14 protein-coding genes and 1 tRNA gene are annotated in these 19,435 nt (G+C 69.6%); 5 read left to right on the top strand and 10 right to left on the bottom strand.

Annotation, left to right across the window (positions count from 1 at the left end; all coding sequences use genetic code 11):
• Positions 1-4 precede the first annotated feature (4 nt).
• The 6 genes from GT007_RS08335 to GT007_RS08310 all read right to left on the bottom strand — a co-directional run bounded on the left by GT007_RS08335 (position 5) and on the right by GT007_RS08310 (position 7,838).
• Positions 5-1,921, bottom strand: a complete 1,917-nt coding sequence (locus GT007_RS08335) for a GldG family protein (protein WP_160121136.1) — start codon at positions 1,919-1,921, stop codon at positions 5-7.
• A 3-nt stretch (positions 1,922-1,924) separates the two neighbouring features.
• Positions 1,925-2,647: an ABC transporter permease gene (locus GT007_RS08330; protein WP_160121135.1), complete on the bottom strand. Its 723-nt coding sequence runs from the start codon at positions 2,645-2,647 to the stop codon at positions 1,925-1,927.
• Complete coding sequence (locus GT007_RS08325) at positions 2,644-3,369, bottom strand: ABC transporter ATP-binding protein (protein WP_201451832.1); 726 nt, start codon at positions 3,367-3,369, stop codon at positions 2,644-2,646. Before GT007_RS08325 ends, GT007_RS08330 begins: the two co-directional genes overlap by 4 nt.
• A 110-nt stretch (positions 3,370-3,479) precedes the next feature.
• Positions 3,480-3,833, bottom strand: a complete 354-nt coding sequence (locus tag GT007_RS08320; RefSeq protein ID WP_160121134.1) for a hypothetical protein — start codon at positions 3,831-3,833, stop codon at positions 3,480-3,482.
• 265 nt (positions 3,834-4,098) lie between these two features.
• Entirely contained in the window at positions 4,099-7,557 is a 3,459-nt protein-coding gene (gene mfd, locus GT007_RS08315; RefSeq protein WP_236571560.1) for a transcription-repair coupling factor, read from the bottom strand.
• Complete coding sequence (locus GT007_RS08310) at positions 7,554-7,838, bottom strand: FAD assembly factor SdhE (protein ID WP_160121132.1); 285 nt, start codon at positions 7,836-7,838, stop codon at positions 7,554-7,556. Before GT007_RS08310 ends, mfd begins: the two co-directional genes overlap by 4 nt.
• 21 nt (positions 7,839-7,859) lie before the next feature.
• Between GT007_RS08310 and recG the strand changes: the two genes are divergently transcribed.
• From recG to GT007_RS08285, 5 genes are all read left to right on the top strand, one after another.
• A complete protein-coding gene (gene recG, locus GT007_RS08305) occupies positions 7,860-9,950 on the top strand; it encodes an ATP-dependent DNA helicase RecG (protein ID WP_236571559.1) in 2,091 nt (696 codons plus the stop codon).
• 275 nt (positions 9,951-10,225) lie between these two features.
• Positions 10,226-11,188: a Bug family tripartite tricarboxylate transporter substrate binding protein gene (locus GT007_RS08300; protein ID WP_160121131.1), complete on the top strand. Its 963-nt coding sequence runs from the start codon at positions 10,226-10,228 to the stop codon at positions 11,186-11,188.
• Positions 11,189-11,266: 78 nt separating this feature from the next.
• Positions 11,267-11,821, top strand: coding sequence for an HdeD family acid-resistance protein (locus tag GT007_RS08295; RefSeq protein WP_160121130.1), 555 nt, complete (start codon positions 11,267-11,269; stop codon positions 11,819-11,821).
• A 162-nt stretch (positions 11,822-11,983) separates the two neighbouring features.
• On the top strand, positions 11,984-13,921 hold the full coding sequence (locus tag GT007_RS08290; RefSeq protein ID WP_160121129.1) for a DUF47 family protein: 1,938 nt from the start codon (positions 11,984-11,986) through the stop codon (positions 13,919-13,921).
• On the top strand, positions 13,918-15,510 hold the full coding sequence (locus GT007_RS08285) for a PEP/pyruvate-binding domain-containing protein (RefSeq protein WP_160121128.1): 1,593 nt from the start codon (positions 13,918-13,920) through the stop codon (positions 15,508-15,510). The genes GT007_RS08290 and GT007_RS08285 overlap by 4 nt, the downstream gene beginning before the upstream one ends.
• Before the next feature lie 26 nt (positions 15,511-15,536).
• Here the strand turns inward: GT007_RS08285 and GT007_RS08280 are convergent.
• From GT007_RS08280 to leuC, 4 genes are all read right to left on the bottom strand, one after another.
• Positions 15,537-15,613: transfer RNA gene (locus GT007_RS08280), tRNA-Arg, on the bottom strand.
• Positions 15,614-15,793: 180 nt separating this feature from the next.
• Positions 15,794-16,906 (bottom strand): 3-isopropylmalate dehydrogenase, encoded by a 1,113-nt coding sequence (gene leuB / locus GT007_RS08275; RefSeq protein ID WP_160121127.1) that lies wholly within the window; start codon positions 16,904-16,906, stop codon positions 15,794-15,796.
• A 15-nt stretch (positions 16,907-16,921) separates the two neighbouring features.
• Entirely contained in the window at positions 16,922-17,533 is a 612-nt protein-coding gene (gene leuD, locus GT007_RS08270) for a 3-isopropylmalate dehydratase small subunit (protein ID WP_160121126.1), read from the bottom strand.
• Positions 17,534-17,931: 398 nt separating this feature from the next.
• Positions 17,932-19,359, bottom strand: coding sequence for a 3-isopropylmalate dehydratase large subunit (leuC, locus tag GT007_RS08265; protein WP_160121125.1), 1,428 nt, complete (start codon positions 19,357-19,359; stop codon positions 17,932-17,934).
• Positions 19,360-19,435 lie beyond the last annotated feature (76 nt).

Here is a 19,435-nt window from a genome sequence, read left to right as displayed (position 1 = left end):
GCGCTCATGCGCGTGCCGCGGCTCGGCGCCGCGCCCGCACCACCGCCAGCCCGATCGCCAGCAGCGTGATCAGCGCCGGCACCGCCGCGATGTTCAGGATGCGCAGCCGGGTTTCCAGCCCGTCGATGTCGCGCCGCAGCTCCAGCTGCACCGTGCGCAGCTGGCGGCGGGTGGAGGCGATCTCCTCCCGCGCACGGTCGATCTCGGCCCGCTGCTCGGGGGTGATCACCACCTGGCTGCGGTTGCGTTCGCCCGGGGTGCCGGCCGGGCCCTGGCGCAACTCGCGCAGGCGGCGCTCGGTGGCTTCCAGGCGCTCCTGCAGGCCGCGCTCGGTCTGGCGGTACTGGGCGTCGGCCACGCGGCGGATGGCTTCCACCGCCTCGAAGGGCCGGATCGATTCCCCGCGCGAACGCAGGCCGATCAGCGCGTCGCTGCCGGTCAGCGTATCGGCCAGGTTCACGATGAAGCTGCCATTGCCCGCGAAGGGCTGGGCCACCTGCTGGCCGAAGAAATCGCGCACCTGCACCCAGAAGCGGTCATCCAGAATGTCCGTGTCGTTGATGACGACGAAATTGGCCGGGGCCTCGGTGGCGGCGCGATGGGCGGGGAAGTTCTCCGGGCGCTCCTGGCCCTCGGCCAGCGCCGGCGGGCCGTCGGGGAAGGCGGTGGCGAGGTTGCCGCGCACGCGCGCCGCCAGCACCCGGCGCTGCCCGTCGGCGCGGAAATCGGCCAGGATGCGGGTGGGGTTGGGGTCCCGGCGCACCTTGTCGGCCTCGATCAGCGCGGATTGCGGGCTGCTGGTCAGCAGGGGGGTGAATTCGATGTTCGCCCCCTCGCGCCGCCGCACCTCGCCCACGCTGCCCACGCTGATCTGGTCGATCTGGGCGGTGGCGGCCTCCTGCCGGTTCAGGCTGTCGCCCGACAGCGCGAACCAGGCCAGGTAGTCCACCGCCTGCACGCGGTCATTGCCCGGGGCGCGCACGCGCCAGGCGCCGCGCAGGTCCAGCACCACATTGTCCGTCGGTGCCTCGACCCCCCAGGCATTCAGCAGCCGCGCGAGGGAGGAGGAGGTATCCGCCTGCTGGCCCGGAGGCGTGCGGCCGGCCTGCATCTCGCTGTGCGGGTCCTGCAACAGCAGCAGGCGGCCGCCGCGCATCATGAACTGGTCGATGGCGTAGAGCGTGGTGTCGCTCAGCCCCTGCGGATGGGCCAGGACCAGCAGCTGGATTTCGGGGTCGATCACCTGCGCGTCCAGCGCCACGTCGCGCACGGTGGCGGATTGGCGCAGCTGGGTGATCACCGCCTGGGGCTGGGCCAGCTGCGGCTGGCGCATCATCATCGCGCGCGGGTCGCCGTTCAGGGGCAGGGGGGTCATCAGCCCCACCACCGGGCGGGTGGGGTTCGTCAGCTCCCACACGATGCGCGTCAGGTCGAGTTCGAGGAAGCGTTCCCGGTCCGGCTGGAAGAAGGGGATGCTGCGCTCGTCATCGGTCTGGTTGCTGGCGGCCAGGCCGAAGAACACCTGCTCCCCCGCCTGGTCCAGCGGCACGGCCTGCAAACCCAGCGCCGTCGCGCGGTCCTCGGTTTCGGAGAAGGGCTCGGGGTCCAGCACCTCCAGCCGCAGCTTGCCGCCGCTGGCGGCCACATATTCGCGCAGCATGTCGCGCACGCGCTCGGCATAGGCGCCGAACATCGGCACCTCGGCGCCCAGGCGGCGGGAGTAGAACAGCCGCAGCGTGATCGGGTCCCGCAGCCCGCCCAGCACCTGACGGGTGCCGGGCGAGAGGGTGTAGAGGTGCTGCTCCGTCAGGTCCACGCGGGCGGAGGACAGGAAGCGGTCGGCCAGCATGTTGGCGCCGACGGCCAGCATCAGCGCCGCCGCCACACCGCCCGCCGAGAGAAGAAGGCGCTTGGAAGCCATGGTTCAGTCCGCCTTCCGGTGCTCGAGCACCACCGTGTTCACCAGCAGCCAGAACAGGATGAAGCTGGCGAAGAAGATCAGGTCCCGCGCCGAAACGACGCCGCGGGTGAAGCCGCTGAAGCGCTCGTTCACCGACACCGCGCGGGCGATATCCGCCAGCACCGGCAGGTTGGCCGAGAGGAATTCCGTCACCACCGGCGAACCGGCGGCGGCGAAGACGAAACAGGCCGAGACCGCGAGGACGAAGGCGATCACCTGGTTCTTGGTCAGGGCCGAGATCGCGGCGCCGACCGCCAGATAGGCGCCGGCCACGAACAGGCAGCCCACATAGCCCGCCAGGATCACGCCATTGTCCGGCCGGCCCAGCCAGTTCACCGTCAGCCACAGTGGGAAGGTCAGCGCGAGCGCTATGGCGCAGAAGGCCCAGGCGGCCAGGAACTTGCCCAGCACCGCCTGCCATTGCGTGACCGGCAGGGTCAGCAGCAGCTCGATGGTCCCCTGGCGGCGTTCCTCGGCCCACAGGCGCATGGTCAGCGCCGGCACCAGGAACAGGAACAGCCAGGGGATGAAGGAGAAGAACGGGTTCAGATCCGCCTGGCCGCGCCCGAAGAAATTGCCCAGCGTGAAGGTTAGCGCCCCCGCGAGGGCCAGGAAGATCACGATGAACACATAGGCCACGGGGGTGGCGAAATAGCTCCCCAGCTCCCGGCGCGCGATGGCGATCATGCGGCTTCTCCCGTCGTCAGGCGGCGGAAGACGGCTTCCAAATCCGGCCCCTCGGCTGCCAGTTCACGCGGCGGCTTGTCCACGATCAGCCGCCCCCGCGCGATGATGATGGCGCGCGTGCAGACCGCCTCCACCTCCTCCAGGATATGGGTGGAGATGATGATGGCCTTCTCGGGCGCCATCTCCTGGATCAGGGTGCGGACCTCGTGCTTCTGGTTGGGGTCGAGGCCATCGGTCGGTTCGTCCAGCACCAGCACCGCCGGGTCGTGCAGCAGGGCCTGGGCCAGGCCCACGCGGCGCTTGAAACCCTTGGAGAGCGTCTCGATCGGCTGCAGCCGCACGCCCTGCAATTCCGTGCGCTCCATGGCGCGGGCGATGCGGGTGGCCAACTCCGCCCCCCGGAAGCCGCGCACCCGGCCGCAGAAGCCCAGGAAGCCGGAGACGGTCATTTCGGGATAGGTCGGCGCGCCCTCGGGCAGAAAGCCCAGGTTGCGGCGGGCGGCGACGGATTGCTCCTGCACGTCGAAGCCGCAGATGCGCGCGGTGCCCGCGCTGGGCGCCATGAAGCCCGCCAGCATGCGCATGGTGGTGGATTTGCCCGCGCCATTGGGCCCGAGGAAGCCCACCACCTCACCCTTGCTGACGGAGAAGCTGACGCCCTCCACCGCGGTGAAGGCGCCGAAACGCTTCGTCAGGCCTTCGATCTCGATCAGTGCCGCCAAGAACCGAACCCTCCGGCAGGTCATATGGCCGTTGGGTTTATACCGAGAGGGGCGCAATGCAAGCCGGGGGGCAGGCGGGTCGCGTGGTGCCCCGCTGTGCCCTCAGCGCCTCATTTGACCGGTGCGCCGCCGCTGGTGCCGCCGCGGAAGGCATTGCGCAGGGTGGTCACATGCGCGTCCACATCCTCATACCGGTTTCCGGCGCCGACGATGATGGCCACGTTGTTCTGCGGGATGCAGTAGATGGTGAAGATGCGCCCGCCATCCAGCTCTCCCCAGGCGGCGGAGCTGGTGGGGTTCAGCGGCCGGATGCCCGCCTGGCCGATGGCGGCGGCGGCCCGCGCCATGCACACGCCCAGCGTGGTGCCGGCCTGCAACTGCTCGTTGTTGACGGAGATACCGGTGGCCCCGGCGCCGGAGGAGAGTGCGGCCGCCAGGGCCGTGGCCAGAATAACGCTGCGCATCCGTTCTTGGACCCCTACGAAGGTTGTGTGGTGGCGCAACGCTAGAACGGATCAGGTTGCATGCGCATCACCAAACAGAAGGGTGCCAGCCCGCCGGGGCGTGCAGACCAACAGCCGGGAAACCCGGCCGCAAGGCGGCCGGCGGCGCCCATCAGGCCGCAGGGCTTGGCGACGCGGCGGCGCGCCGAAGCCAAGCGGCCGGAGGCCGCGCCCGGCGTCTGAGGGCATGGCAAAGCTCAACGGCCGGGGCACCCGGCCGTTGAGATCAGGCCGCTTGCTTGGCGCCTTGCACGATGCGGGCCAGGGCCTGCAGCATCTCCCGCGCGGCCTTCACCCGGCCCGCCACGTCCATTTCCCGCAGCAGGGCCAGCTTGTGGTCGGGCCGCAGCTTCACCACGCCCTTCTGCGCCGCCACCCAGGTGACGAGGCCAGCGGGGTCCAGGAAGTGATTGCGGTGGAAGCCCAGCACCACGCCTTTGGGGCCCGCATCCAGCCTGTCCACCCCCGCCTGCTTGCACAGGCGCTTGATGGCGACGACGGCCAGCAGATTCTCCACCTCGGCCGGCACGGGGCCGAAACGGTCGGCCAGCTCGGCGGCCAGCGCCTCGCTCTCGGCATCGTCGGCCAGCTGGCCGATGCGGCGGTACAGGCCGAGGCGCACCGGCAATTCCTGCACATAGGTCTCGGGGATCAGCACCGGCAGGCCGAGCGCGATGTTGGGCGTGAAATCGCGCGAGGCCTCGTCGCGCTTGCCGCGCCCGGCCCGCATCTCGGCCACCGCGTCCTCCAGCATCTGCTGGTACAGCTCGATGCCCACCTCGCGGATATGGCCCGACTGCTCGTCGCCCAGCAGGTTGCCCGCGCCACGGATATCCAGGTCGTGGCTGGCCAGCGTGAAGCCGGCGCCGAGATTGTCCAGCGTCTGCATCACCTCCAGCCGCTTCTGGGCGGAGGCCGAGAGCCGCTGCGCCGTGGGCCAGGTGAGGTAGGCATAGCCGCGCTGCTTGCCGCGCCCGACGCGGCCGCGCAGCTGGTACAGCTGGCCCAGGCCGAACATGTCCGCCCGGTGGATCAGCAGCGTGTTCACGGCCGGCATGTCCAGCCCCGATTCCACGATGTTGGTGGCCAGCAGGATGTCGTATTTGCCGTCGCCGAACTCGGTCATCACCCGTTCCAGCTCGGTGGCGGAAAGCCGGCCATGGGCTTCCACGACCCGGGCCTCGGGCACGATCTCGGCCAGGCGTTCGCGCAGCTTGGGCATGTCCTCCAGCCGGGGCGTCACGCAGAAGATCTGCCCGCCCCGGAAGCGCTCGCGCTGGATCGCCTCCCGCAATACCACCGGGTCCCAGGGCATGATGAAGGTGCGCACGGCTAGGCGATCGACCGGGGGCGTGGCGATCACGCTCATTTCCCGCACGCCCGAGAGCGCCAGTTGCAGCGTGCGCGGGATGGGCGTGGCCGTCAGCGTCAGCACATGCACGTCCGACTTTAGCGCCTTCAGCCTTTCCTTGTGGGCCACGCCGAAATGCTGCTCCTCGTCCACGATGACGAGGCCGAGGTTGTCGAACTCGATCCCCTTGGCCAGCAGCGCGTGGGTGCCGACGACGATGTTGATGTCGCCCGAGGCGATGCCCGCCTTCACCAGCGCCGCTTCCTTGGCCGTGACCATGCGCGAGAGCTGGGCGACCTTCACCGGCAGCCCCGCGAACCGCGCGGAGAAGGTGCGGAAATGCTGCCGCGCCAGCAGGGTGGTGGGCACCACGACAGCCACCTGCGCGCCGGTCATGGCCGCGACGAAGGCCGCGCGCAGCGCCACCTCGGTCTTGCCGAAGCCCACATCGCCGCAGATCAGCCGGTCCATGGGCCTGCCGGAGGCGAAATCCTCCAGCACATCGGCGATGGCGCGGGACTGGTCCTCGGTTTCGGCGAAGGGGAAGCGGGCGCAGAATTCGTCCCAGGCGCCTTCGGGTGGGGTGAACAGCTCGGCCTCACGCGTGCGGCGCTCTGCCGCGATGCGGATCAGCTGGCCCGCCATGTCGGCGATGCGCTGCTTGGCCTTGGCCTTGCGCGTCTGCCACGACGCCCCGCCCAGCTTGTCGAGCGTGACCCCCGCCGTCTCGGTGCCGAAGCGCGACAGCACCTCGATGTTCTCGACCGGCACGAACAGCTTGTCGCCGCCGTCATAGACCAGCTTCAGGCAATCATGCGGCGCGCCGGAGACGGCCAGCGTCTCCAGCCCCTCATACCGGCCGATGCCGTGATCCTGGTGCACCAGCAGGTCGCCCAGCTCGATGCCCGTGGCGTCCGAGATGAACTGGTCGGCGCGCTTGCGCCGGCGGGGCGGGCGGGCGATGCGCTCGCCCAGCAGGTCCTGTTCGCCGCAGACGGCCAGCTCGTCGCTGGTGAAGCCGCGTTCCAGGCCCAGCACCGCGACGGCGATGATGGCGCGGTCCAGCTTCCGGGCGGCGTAGATGTCTTCCACGAATTCGGCGGCGATGCGGTTCTCGGCCAGCATATGCCGCAGGCGCTCCGCGCTGCCGCGCGACCAGGCGGCCAGGATGTTGCGCCGCCCGCGGGAGAGCTGGGTCTCGGCATGGGCGGCATAGGCGCGGAACACATTCTCGCCGGCCTGGCGCACCTCGGTGAAGACGCGGCCCTGGCGGCCGCCGGCGTCGATGCCCGGCGTGCCCTCGGGCTGGGCGAAGGGGCTGAAGCGCTGGGGGTGGCAGGGGGCCAGCATGGCGTCCCATTCCCGCCGCGTCAGGTACAGCTTGCCGGGGGGGGCGGGGCGATAGGGCACCTCGCCCTCGTTCAGCCGGGCGGGGATGCGGCGGGATTCGTAATGGTCCTGGATCATCTCCAGCCGGGCGGCCAGCGCGTCCTCGGACTGGTAATCGAGGCTGAGGTGGCAACCCTCACCCATATGGTCGATCAGGGTTTCCATCGCCTCATGGAACAGGCCGGCCCAATGCTCCATGCCCGGGTGGCGGCGCCCGGCGCTGACGGAGACATAGAGCGGGTCCTCGGCCGAGGCCGCGCCGAACAGGTCGCGGTAGGCGGCGCGGAAGCGGGCGATGCCATCGGCATCCAGGAACACCTCGCCCACCGGGCGCAGGGTGAGTTCGCCGGCGGGGGCGCCGCTGCGCTGGGTGGTGGTGTCGAAGCGGCGCATGCCGTCGATCTCGTCGCCGAAGAAATCCAGGCGCAGCGGCTCGGTCTCGCCGGCCGGGAACAGGTCCAGGATACCGCCGCGCACGGCGTACTCGCCGTGTTCCATCACCGTGCCGGTGCGGTTGTAGCCATTGGAATCGAGGAACTTCACCACCGTCTCGGGTGCGATGCGCGCGCCCTTTTTCAGGGCCAGCACGCTGCCCTGGAACACGGCGCGCGGCGGCACCTTCTGCACCAGCGCGTTCACCGTGGTCAGCACGATGCGCGGGCGGGCCGGGGCCTCCTGCAGGCGCGCCAGGGTGGCCACACGCTCGGCCACGATCTCCGGGTTCGGGGAGACACGGTCGTAAGGCAGGCAATCCCAGGCCGGGAAGCGCAGCACCTCGGCCTCCGGCATGAAGAAGGCCAGCGCGTCCGAGATCCGGGCCATGTGCGCGTCATCATGCGCGACATGCAGCAAGGGCCCCGTGGTTTCGGCGCGGCGGGCGCGCAGCAGGGCGGCGTCGAAGCCCTCGACGGCGCCATAGACCGTCAGGCCCGACGCCTCGCTCAACTGCGGGAGCCCACGCCGGGCAGGCCGCATTCGGCCAGCAGCCGGCCCAGCATGGGGGTGGCGTGGCTGCCGGGCACGGGCCGGCGGCCGGTCAGCCAGTCGGTCAGGTCGATGTCCTGGTATTCCAGCACCGCCTCCAGCTCATCCAGTTCGGCGTCGGAGAAGGTGGCGATGTGGCGCGCCACGAAACCGCCGACCAGCAGGTCCGTTTCCTTGGTGCCGCGATGGTGCGCGCGGAACAGAAGACGCTTGCGGCGGGGGGAGAGTGTCGGGTCCGTCATGGCAGTGGCATATAGGCGCGCGTGGAACATCCTGTCAGTAGCTCCGGTGCCGGGAAAATCAGGGAGGCGCTGCACGCGCCGCTCACGAGCCTGCGCGGCATCGGCCCGCGCGGCGCGGCGCTGCTGAAGGAAGCCACGGGCGGGGACCGTATCTGGGACCTGCTGCTGCACCTGCCCGAGCGATTCGCGAGCCGCCAGCGGGTGGAATCCCCCGCCGACGCGCCGCCGGACCGCGATGCGGTGCTGCCCTTCACCGCCGAGAGCCACCGCGCCGCGCGGTCCCGCCAGGGGGCGCGCTATGTCGAGGTGCGCGGCGAATCGGGGGGCGCGCGATTGGTGCTGCGCTTCATGAACGGGCATCTGCCCTGGGTGGAACAGCGCCTGCCGCGCGGCGAGCCGCGCTGGATCAGCGGCCGAATCCGCCCCGAGGGCGCCGATTATTCCGCCATCAGCCCGGATGTGGCCGCCGACCCCGGCGGCCTGCCGGAGCGCGAGCCGGTCTGGCCGCTGACCGCCGGGCTGAACCGGGCGCAGATGGCGCGCTGCGTGGCCGCGGTGCTGGAGGCCGTGCCCCCCATGCCAGAATGGCACGACCCCGCGCTGCTGAAGCGCGAGGCCTGGCCGCCCATGCCCGATGCCCTGCGCCTGGCCCATGCGGAACCGGCGCCGGAGGCCCGGGCGCGCCTGGCCTATGACGAGCAATTGGCCGACCAGCTCGCCTTGGCCCTGGTGCGCCGCCGCGCGCGGGCCGAGGCGGGGCGTTCCATCACCGGCGACGGCGCCCTGCGCGCCCGGGCGCTGGCCGCCTTCGGCCACCCGCTGACCGGGGCGCAGAGGGAGGCGCTGGCCGAGATCGACGCCGACCTGGCCGCCCCCCACCGCATGCGCCGCCTGCTGCAGGGCGATGTGGGCGCGGGCAAGACGCTGGTGGCGCTGCTGGCCATGCTGCGCGCCGTGGAATCGGGCGCCCAGGCCGCGCTGATGGTGCCCACCGAGCTGCTGGCGCGGCAGCATCTGCGCACGCTGTGGCGCCTGTGCGGCGCCGCGGGGGTGGAGGTGGCGCTGCTGGCGGGCTCCGTCACCGGGGCGGAGCGGCGGCGGGTGCTGCGGGGGCTGGCCGATGGCTCCATCCCGATCGTGGTCGGCACCCACGCCCTGTTCCAGGAGGCGGTGGAGTTCCGCGACCTGGCCCTGGCGGTGGTGGACGAGCAGCACCGCTTCGGCGTGGAGCAGCGCCTGACGCTCGCGGGCAAGGGCGCGCTGGCCGATCTGCTGGTGATGACCGCCACCCCCATCCCGCGCACGCTGCTGCTGACCCATTGGGGCGAGATGAGCGTGAGCCGCATCCGCGAGAAACCCGCCGGCCGCCAGCCCATCACCACCACCCTGCATGGCCTGTCGCAGCTGGAGGAAGTGATCGCCGCCTGCGGCCGCGCCATGGACAAGGGCGCCCGCATCTACTGGGTCTGCCCGCATGTGGCCGAGAGCGAGACCATGGAGGTCGCCGCCGCCGAAACCCGCTACGCCGAGCTGAAGGAGCTGTTCGGCGACACCGTCGCCCTGGCCCATGGCCGGATGGATGTGAAGATCCGCGAGGAAGCCCTGGCCCGCTTCGCGCGCGGCGAGGCCCGGCTGCTGGTCGCCACCACCGTCATCGAGGTGGGGGTGGATGTGCCTGAGGCCACGGTGATGGTGATCGAGCACGCGGAACGCTTCGGCCTGGCGCAGCTGCACCAGCTGCGCGGCCGGGTGGGGCGGGGCAGGGCGCGCAGCTTCTGCATGCTGCTGTACGACGAGGCCGCCGGCCGCACCGCCCGCGACCGCCTGGGCATCCTGCGCGAGACCGAGGACGGCTTCCTGATCGCGGATGAGGATTTCCGCCTGCGCGGCGCCGGCGAGGCGCTGGGCACCCGCCAATCCGGCCACGCCATGGCCAGGCTGGCGCTGGAGGATGGGCGCGCGCAGGACCGGCTGGTGGCGATGGCGCATCAGGACGCGGCGCTGCTGCTGGAACGCGACCCGGCCCTGGCGGGGGAACGCGGCGTGGCCGCCAGGCTGCTGCTGGGGCTGTTCGGGAAAGACGCGGCGATGGCGACGCTGGGGGCGGGATGAGATGGGGGAGGCGCTGCCTCCCCCATACCCCCTCCGCTGGGGAGATAAGATCTCCCCAGGCCCCTGCGAATAGTTTTATATAACTGATATTATTTACGAAAATCACTTCACGGAATGGGTGCTGTCCCAAAACTGATGGAAAGTAATGGGGGAGTTTGAGGGGGAAAGTCATTTCCCCCTCAACGGGAGTTTGAGGGCGGCGCCCTCAATCCCCTTCCCCCGCATCCAGCGCCTGATACTCTCCCCGGCAAAACAAGCCTCGGGAGGGCGCCATAATGAACCATCCGATCCCCCGCCGTGCCGTGCTGGCCACGGCGTTGCTGTCCACCCCAACCCTCGCGCAGTCGCCCTGGCCCAGCCGGCCGGTGCGCATCATCGTGGGTTTCCCGGCCGGCGGCACCACGGACATCCTGGGCCGCATCGCCGCGCAGATCCTGCAGGAGGAGCTGGGCCAGCCCTGCGTGGTGGAGAACCGGCCCGGCGCCGGTTCCAACATCGCGGCGCAGGCCGTGCTGCGCAGCCCGCCCGATGGCTACACGCTGCTGCTGGGCTCGCCTGGCACCAATGCCATCAACCCGCATCTGTACAGCAATGCCGGCTATGACCCGCTGACGGATTTCCTGCCGATCAGCCAGATCGCGGAGGTGCCGAACCTGATCGCGGCGCATCCGGGCCTGGGCGTGCGCGATGCCGCCGGGCTGATCGAACTGGCCAAGCGCCGCCGGCTTTCCTATGGCGAGACCAGCATCGGCGGTTCCACCCATCTGGCGGCCGAGCTGTTCCGCCTGATGGCGGGCATCGAGGCCACCCATGTGCCCTATCGCGGCAGCGCGCCGATGATGACGGACCTGCTGCCGGGGCGGATCGATTTCGGCACGGACAATTTACCCTCCATCCTGCCGCATGTGCGCTCCGGCGCGCTGGTGGCCATTGGCGTGACCAGCGCCGGGCGCTGGGCGACCGCGCGGGAGATCCCGGCGATCGCCGAGACCCTGCCGGGCTATGAGGTGACGGCCTGGTTCGGGCTGGTCGCCCCGCGCGGCACCCCGCCGGAGGTGATCGCCCGCGCCAACGCCGCGCTGCGGGCGGGGCTGGGCAAGGCGGATCATGTCTCCCGCATGCAGGAGTTGGGGGCGGCGCCCATCCCCGGCAGCCCGGAGGAATACCAGGCGCGCAACGTCCAGCAGTTCGCCCGGCTGGGAGAGCTGATCCGGCAGGTGGGCATCAGGGCCGATTGAGCGGGCTTGTCCGATCTTTCACTACCCGGGCATCGGCGGCGGGCCTAACATGCCGTTTCACGCAAAGGGACCGCCGCCATGATCGAGACCACCCAACCCGGCCTGCCGCACGCCAAATGGGGCTGGGTTGTCGCATTGGGCGCGGTCTATCTGCTGGCCGGCTTCATCGCGCTGGGCAGCATGGCCACGGCCACCGTGGCCAGCGTGCTGGTGGTGGGCGTGATGATGGTGCTGTCCGGCATCGCGGAGGTGGTGAACGCCTTCCAGCTGAAAAGCTGGAGCCGCTTCGCGCTGTGGGTGGTGCTGGGGCTGCTGTACATCGCGGCGGGGCTGATGACCTTCTGGAACCCGCTGCTGACCGCCGCGGCGCTGACGCTGTTCCTGGGGGTGATCCTTGTGGCCTCGGGCGCCATGCGCATCGCGCTGGCCTTCTTCATGAAGCAGGGCACGCCCTGGCTGTGGGTGGCGCTGTCGGGGGCCATCACGGTGCTGCTGGGCGCGCTGATCCTCGCGCGCTGGCCGGTGTCCAGCCTGTATATCCTGGGGCTGTTCCTGGGGATCGACCTGGTGATGGCCGGGGCGGCCTGGATGGGCATCGGCCTGGCGATGCGGCGCGCCCAGGCCGGCCCATAAGCCAGCAATCACGATACCGTAACGAGGCAAGGGCCTGTTCCGGCGTAGCATCCCGGCATGACCATCGAATGATCGCGGCGCGGCCGGGTTGGGTTCCCGTCGCCCGGCATGAACGGGGCGGCCTGCCCATATCCCGCCGCGCTCCGGTATGAGAGAGCGGATATGGAAAAGACCAGCATCGTGGCCTCCTTGGGGCAGATGCAATTGCTGCGCCCGGCCTGGATCAAGGTGGCGCTGGCGGCCAATGACCGGCTGAAATTCTACCTGACGATCCTGCAGGCGGCCCAGGCGCATGCCGAGCGCCCGGGCGCGCTGCCGCTGGACCTGCGCCGCGAATACGCCGCCGCCCGGATCGACGCACCCTGGCTGCTCGACCTGCCGGGCGCGGCCTTCATCGAGGGCGGCACGCTGCACATCGCGGAACTCGGCAAGCTGGCGGAAAAGCTGGCCGAGGACCTGCGCCTGATGGCCCGGCCCTTCCAGGATGGCGCGCAGCCGGCACTGCTGGCCCGGGTCGAGCACTGGTGCGCCTGGCTCGGCGGGCTGGATGCGGGCACGCTGGACGCGGCGCGGCTGCGCGCCCTGACCAGCGGCAAGCGCGGCCAGGATGACAGCTTCCACATCCTGGTGATGGACCTGCACAAGGCGCTGAACCAGCTGGCGGCGGAATTGTCGGATGAGGTGCTGGACGGCGCCCATGTCTGGCAATTGCCCGAGGCCCAGCGCCCGCTGGTGGCGGCCTTCATGCGCGGGCTCAACCGCACCCGCGCGCTGAAGTTCAGCCATCCGGGGCTGGAGACCGCGGCCACCGGCGATGGCGGCCGGCTGCTGATCCAGAACGACATCGGCACCAATGACGCCCATGTGCTGGTGGCCCAGGTGGAGGGGCTGCGCCTGACGCTGACCTATTCGGACCTGCACCGCCAGCGCTTCGCCTTCTTCCAGGAGCTGCTGGCTGGGATCGGCGCCGCCTGGTCGGGGGTGGAGGCGCGCAGCACGGCGGGGCTGAACGCCGACGCGGCCTATCACGTCGGCACCGCCACCTTCGACTGCGCGGACGCGGCGGCGCTGGACCAGGCGCTGGAGGGGCTGGGCGCACGCATCGTCTTCCTGATCGACTGGAACCGGGCGCGCAAGCGGCTGGTCCAACTCGTGGGCAAATCCGGCGCGGTGGCGGTGCTGCGCGCCTGCGCGGAGCGCGAGGCCGGCCATATAGGCTGGCTGGAGGCGGGCGGCGAGGCCCTGATCTTCGGCGCGATGGAGGCCGTGGGCAGCGACTATTTCCGCATCGGCGACCGGCTGGATACCGTGCTGGGTGATGCCCATGCGCGCGACTTCCTGGTTGAGGCGCTGGTCCTGTGCTCCCAGGCGATGCTGCGCAAACAGCCCGTCTCGGCCATCGCCGATTCCGTGCGCGCGCTGCTGGTCCGCTTCATCGGCCGACATCGGGATGAGTTCGCGCTGCTGAGCGAGCACGCCGCCTTCTGCCACGCCATGGCCGAGGGCATCCGCGACGCCCTGGCCCATGGCCATGAGCGGGACGCCAAGGCCGCGGAAAAGCTGGCGGAGCGGGCCAAGGCCTGGGAACGCCAGGCGGACACGCTGGTCATGCGCTCCCGCGAGAAGGCCGAGCGCAACCCGCACTGGCTGCCCTTCACCCGGCTGATCGAGCGCGCGGACGATATCGCTGACGCGCTGGAGGAAGCGGCCTTCCTGTTCTCCCTGATCGCCGATGGCCATCACAAGGGCTGGAACGACGCGGTGCGCCAGGGCATCCAGGCGCTGGCGGAACGCACGCTGGAGGCCACGCAGGACCATGTGAAGGCCCTGGCCATCGCCGCCATGCTGGGCGAGGGCGGCGACGCGGCCGACCATGAGGAATTCATCGCCGTCTGCTGGCGGGTGCTGAACGCCGAGCGGCAATGCGACCTGCTGCTGCGCGACATCCGCCGGCTGCTGGTGCGCCATGTGGATGACGCGGCGACGCTCAGCCTCGGCACCGATTTCGCGGCGGCGCTGGAACAGGCGACCGACGCCCTGCTGGCCACCGGCTATGCCATGCGCGACCTGGCCTTCAGCCGCATGGGGATGCAGGCATGAGCGGGGAGGATCTGGCCCGGGTGCATGTCATCGGGGCGGAGGCGCTGCCCGAGGGCATGACGCCGGCGGTGCTGGGCTTCAAGGCCTACAACCTGGCGCGGATGGCGGCGCTGGGGCTGAACGTGCCACCCGCCTTCGTGCTGGGCACGGGCTTCTGCGCCGACCCCGGGGCGGTGACGCCAGAGCTGTGGCGCGCGCCGCTGGCGCGGCTGGAGGCGATGTCGGGGCTGGCATTCGGCGATCCCAGGCGGCCGTTGCTGCTCTCCGTCCGCTCCGGCGCGCCGGTCTCCATGCCGGGGATGATGGAGACGCTGCTGAACATCGGGCTGAACGACGCCACCGTGCCCGGGCTGGTGCGGCTGACCGGCCATCCGCGCCTGGCCTGGGATGCCTACCGGCGCCTGATCGCGGGATATGGCGAGGTGGTGGCGGGCATCGACGCCCGGCATTTCGAGGCCGATCTGGAGGCGGTGCGCCAGGGCGGGGATGAGCGCGAGCTGGATTTCGCCAGCCTGCGCGCCCTGGCCCGCCGCCACCTGGACACCTTCGCGCGCGAGGCCGGCCGGCCCTTTCCGCAAAGCGCCGAACAGCAGCTGGGCGAGGCGATCGCGGCCGTCTTCCAATCCTGGAGCAGCGGGAAGGCCCAGGCCTATCGCCACATGCACGGGCTGGCGGACAGTATGGGCACCGCCGTGACGGTGCAGCGCATGGTGTTCGGCAATGCGGGCGGGCTGTCGGGCGCGGGCGTGGGCTTCACGCGCAACCCCAGCACCGGCGAGCCCAAGCCCTGGGTGGATTTCCTGTTCAACGCCCAGGGCGAGGATGTCGTCAGCGGCCGGCGCAGCGCCCAGGGGCATGAGGAATTGTCGGCCGTGGCGCCGGGGGTCTGGAATGAACTGGTCCAGGCCACCGCGGTGCTGGAGCGCCATTTCGCCGACATGCAGGATTTCGAGTTCACCGTGCAGGAAGGCGTGCTGTTCCTGCTGCAGACGCGCAACGGCAAGCGCACCCCCCTGGCCGCCGCCCGCATCGCGCTGGACCTGCTGGCGGAAGGGCTGATCGACAAAAAGACGGCCCGCGCCCGGACCAAGGGGCTGGATGAGCGGGCGCTGACCCAGCATGTCATCGCCGCCGAGGACGGCGCGGCGCTGGCGCCGGTGGCGGTGGCGGCCTCGGCGGCCAGCGGCGTGGTCTGCGGCGAGATCGCCTTCGACGAGGCGCGGGTGCGGGAGCGCAAGGCGGCCCATGTCAGCGTGATCCTGGTGCGCCGCGACGCGGAAACGCGCGACATCGCCGCCCTGGAACTGGCCGACGGCCTGCTGACGCGGCATGGCGCCCGCACCTCCCACGCCGCGGTGGTGGCGCGGCAATTGGGCAAGGTGTGCCTGGTGGGCTGCGAGACGATGAGCATCGACGAGGCGCGCGGCGAGATCGACATCGCGGGGCAGGTGCTGCCCCAGGGGGCGCTGCTGACGCTGGATGGCAATACCGGCCAGATCTATGCGGGTGCTGCGCGCATCACCGCGCAGGTGCCGGCCGAATTGCTGGCGCGGCTGGGCGCCCTGCACGGGAGAAAACACCCGGCGTGACGCGGTGTCATCAGGAAAGGGGAGATTGGCGCACCCGAAGAGATTCGAACTCCTGACCCCCAGATTCGTAGTCTGGTGCTCTATCCAGCTGAGCTACGGGTGCCAACCAATGTGGCGCCTATTTGGCTGAGGTTGCGGTCGGGCGCAACCCACCCCCCGCCGGAAAATGCGTTGGGTTTTTTGCAGGGGCCCCATGCGGCGGGGGAGGTTGCCCGAATCCCCGATATGAAAAAGGGGCTCCGGCACGCCGGAACCCCTTGAATACACGGCAGTTCCGAAAAATTCAGCCGGCCAGCTTTTCCAGCTCCCGCACGATGGCCTCACCCATCACGGCGGTGCCCACGCGGGCGCGGCCGGTCTGCATGATGTCGGCCGTGCGCAGGCCGGATTGCAGCACGCGCTCGATCGCCTGCTCGATCAGCCCCGCATCCTCGTCCATGCCGAAGGAGTAGCGCAGCAGCATGGCGAAGGAGAGCAGCTGCGCGCAGGGGTTGGCGATGCCCTTCCCCGCGATGTCGGGGGCCGAGCCATGGATCGGCTCATACAGGGCATGGCGCTTGCCGCTGGGCTGCACGGCGCCGAGCGTGGCGGAGGGCAGCATGCCGAGCGAGCCGGTCAACGCGGCCGCCAGGTCGGACAGGATGTCGCCGAACAGGTTGTCGCCCAGGATCACGTCGAACTGCTTGGGGCGGCTCGCGAGCTGCATGGCGCAATTGTCGGCGTACATGTTCTCCAGCTCCACATCGGCGTATTCCGCCTTGTGGATCTCGCCCACCACGGCCCGCCACAACCGGCCGGACTGCATGACGTTCGCCTTCTCGACGCTCGTCACCTTGTTCCGGCGCTGGCGCGCCAGGTCGAAGGCCACGCGCGCCACGCGGGCGATCTCGTCCTCATGGTAGATCTGGGTGTCGAAGCCGGTGCGCTTGCCGTCGGCCCCGGTGGTCACGCCGCGCGGCTCACCGAAATACACGCCGCCCGTGCTCTCGCGCACGATCATGATGTCGAGGCCCGACACCAGATCGGGGCGCAGGGCGGAGGCCTCGGCCAGCGGCTCCATCACCACGGCCGGGCGCAGGTTGGCGAACAGCTCCAGCCCCTTGCGCAGGCGCAGGATGCCCAACTCGGGCCGCTGCTCGAAGGGCAGGCCATCCCATTTCGGGCCGCCCACGGAACCGAACAGCACCGCGTCGGCCGCCTTGGCGCGCGCCACCGTGGCGTCGGAGCAGGGGGTGCCCTCATGGTCGATGGCGATGCCGCCCACCAGGCCTTCCTCGACATCGAAGGAGACGGCGCGCCGGGACTGCATCCAGTCCATCACGCGGCGGACCTCGCCCATCACCTCGGGGCCGATGCCGTCACCGGGCAGGACCAGCAGCTTCTTGTTGGCGGACATGGAGTTTCCTTCGTCTCAGGCGAACAGCCAGGGAGCCGCCGCGCGGCGCTGGGCTTCGTAGTCGTCGATGGCGGGGGCGTGCTGCAGGGTCTGGCCGATATCGTCGAGGCCGTTCAGCAGGCAGTGCTTGCGGAAGGGGTCCACATCGAACGGGATTTCCTCGCCGTTCGGGCGCACCACCACCTGGCGCTCCAGGTCGATGGAGATGCGTGCGTTGGCGCCCATCTTCGCGTCCGCCATCAGCTGCTCGCAGATCTCGCGCGGCAGCTTGATGGGCAGGATGCCGTTCTTGAAGCTGTTGTTGTGGAAGATGTCGGCGAAATCCGGCGCGATCACGCAGCGGATGCCGAAATCCAGCAGTGCCCAGGGCGCGTGCTCACGCGAGGAACCGCAGCCGAAATTCTCATAGGCGATGAGGATCTCGGCGTGGCGGTAGGGCTCCTGGTTCAGCACGAAATCCGGGTTCTCGGACCCATCCGCCTTGTAGCGCATGTCCGCGAACAGGTTCTTGCCCAGGCCCGAGCGCTTGATGGTCTTGAGGAAGCGCGCGGCGATGATCTTGTCGGTATCGACATTGGCCATCGGCAGGGGGGCCGCGACGCCTGTCAGGGTGGTGAAAGTTTTCACTTGCAGCCTCCAATTCGAGCATATTTTCTGGCGAGGGCTAAATATACGAAGTATTCCTTTGCATATTCAGCTTTTTTTTCCGTTTCTTCCTTTGTGGACATTATGAATGTATCCACCAGTTTTTGATTTTTTTATTGCGTATTCGATTAGCTGGCACTCTATTTCAGTGGCGTTTTTCCAAGACGTGGATCGGTAAACGGCCACCAGAAGCTCGTAGCCGCAATCCCGATAAGATGGCCACCTTCGATAGAGATTGGACGTGTATCCAATCTTCATATGATGCCATCGGCCTTCTCTCGCATAAGCACCGAGCACCCGTCGAAGACGTGACATAGCTCGTTCGACAGTGCCGGTGCAGTAGCCGTTTGAGATGACGCCTGGAGAGGGCATCTACGGTATTACCCTCGGCTGCTCAGAGGAAACTCCCGCACATCGGCCAGATGGCCCGTGACGGCGGCGGCCGCCGCCATGGCCGGGGAGAGCAGGTGGGTGCGCCCACCCGGCCCCTGCCGGCCCTCGAAATTCCGATTGCTGGTGCTGGCGCAGCGCTGGCCCGGCGTCAGCTTGTCCGGGTTCATGCCGAGGCACATGGAGCACCCGGCCTCACGCCATTCGAAGCCGGCTTCGAGCAGGATCTTGTCCAGACCCTCCTCCTCCGCCTGCCGCTTCACCAGGCCCGAGCCCGGCACCACCATGGCGCGCACGCCCGGGGCCACCTTGCGGCCCTGGGCAATGGCGGCGGCGGCGCGCACGTCCTCGATGCGGGAATTGGTGCAGCTGCCGATGAACACCACATCGACCTTCACATCCGTCAGCTTCTGGCCGGGGATCAGGCCCATATAGTCCACCATGCGCTGCATCTGCGCGCGGCGGGTCTCATCGGTGGCACTCGCCGGGTCGGGCACGGTGGCGGTGATGGGCAGCACGTCCTCGGGGCTGGTGCCCCAGGTGACCTGCGGCACGATGGTGGCGGCATCCAGCTCCACCTCCTTGTCGAACACCGCGTCGGCGTCCGAGGGCAGGGAGGACCACCAGGCCACCGCCTTGTCCCAGGCCTCGCCCTTCGGCGCGAAGGGGCGGCCCTTCACGTAGTCGAAGGTGGTCTGGTCCGGGGCCACCATGCCGGCGCGGGCGCCGGCCTCGATGGACATGTTGCACACGGTCATGCGGCCGGCCATGTCGAGGGCGCGGATCGCCTCGCCGGCGAATTCGATCACATGGCCGGTGCCGCCGGCGGTGCCGATCTTGCCGATGATGGCCAGCACGATGTCCTTGGCGGTGCAGCCGGCGGGCAGGGTGCCGTTGACCGTCACGCGCATGTTCTTCGCGGGCTTCTGCAGCAGGGTCTGGGTGGCCATCACGTGCTCCACCTCCGACGTGCCGATGCCGAAGGCGAGGGCGCCCAGCGCGCCATGGGTGGAGGTATGGCTGTCGCCGCACACCAGCGTCATGCCCGGCAGGGACAGGCCCTGCTCGGGCCCGATCACGTGCACGATGCCCTGGCGCACGTCATCCAGCGGGATGTAGGGCACGCCGAATTCCACCACGTTCTGTTCCAGCGTGGCGATCTGCAGGGCGCTTTCCGGCTCATTCACCGCGGTCAGGCGGTCGGCGCTGGTGGGCACGTTGTGGTCCACCACGCCGATGGTCGCATCCGGGCGGCGAAGCTTGCGGCCGGCGGCACGAAGCCCCTCGAAAGCCTGGGGGCTCGTCACCTCATGGATGAGGTGGCGGTCGATGTAGAGGAGGGTGGTGCCGTCCTCCAGCCGATCGACGACATGCGCGTCCCAGATCTTGTCGAACAAAGTGCGTGGCTTCGTGGCCATGGCGTTTCCCTGGCTAGTGGCTATCCGGTGCTTGACTGGCGGAACCAATCAACCACCGAGGTGACAAAAGAAAAAG

Origin of the sequence: Rhodovarius lipocyclicus (genome assembly GCF_009900765.1) — a bacterium.
In the GTDB taxonomy this organism is placed as follows: Bacteria; Pseudomonadota; Alphaproteobacteria; order Acetobacterales; family Acetobacteraceae; genus Rhodovarius; species Rhodovarius lipocyclicus.
Note: the sequence above shows the minus strand (reverse complement) of the source record. Positions and strands in the feature narration are given on the sequence as shown.

Excerpts from the sequence above, each read along its gene's own strand:
- leuC (WP_160121125.1), bottom strand. The coding sequence starts at position 19,359 with ATGGCCACGAAGCCACGCACTTTGTTCGACAAGATCTGGGACGCGCAT.
- GT007_RS08295 (WP_160121130.1), top strand. The coding sequence starts at position 11,267 with ATGATCGAGACCACCCAACCCGGCCTGCCGCACGCCAAATGGGGCTGG.
- GT007_RS08330 (WP_160121135.1), bottom strand. The coding sequence starts at position 2,647 with ATGATCGCCATCGCGCGCCGGGAGCTGGGGAGCTATTTCGCCACCCCC.
- GT007_RS08335 (WP_160121136.1), bottom strand. The coding sequence starts at position 1,921 with ATGGCTTCCAAGCGCCTTCTTCTCTCGGCGGGCGGTGTGGCGGCGGCG.
- leuB (WP_160121127.1), bottom strand. The coding sequence starts at position 16,906 with ATGTCCGCCAACAAGAAGCTGCTGGTCCTGCCCGGTGACGGCATCGGC.
- GT007_RS08320 (WP_160121134.1), bottom strand. The coding sequence starts at position 3,833 with ATGCGCAGCGTTATTCTGGCCACGGCCCTGGCGGCCGCACTCTCCTCC.
- GT007_RS08300 (WP_160121131.1), top strand. The coding sequence starts at position 10,226 with ATGAACCATCCGATCCCCCGCCGTGCCGTGCTGGCCACGGCGTTGCTG.
- GT007_RS08290 (WP_160121129.1), top strand. The coding sequence starts at position 11,984 with ATGGAAAAGACCAGCATCGTGGCCTCCTTGGGGCAGATGCAATTGCTG.
- GT007_RS08310 (WP_160121132.1), bottom strand. The coding sequence starts at position 7,838 with ATGACGGACCCGACACTCTCCCCCCGCCGCAAGCGTCTTCTGTTCCGC.
- GT007_RS08285 (WP_160121128.1), top strand. The coding sequence starts at position 13,918 with ATGAGCGGGGAGGATCTGGCCCGGGTGCATGTCATCGGGGCGGAGGCG.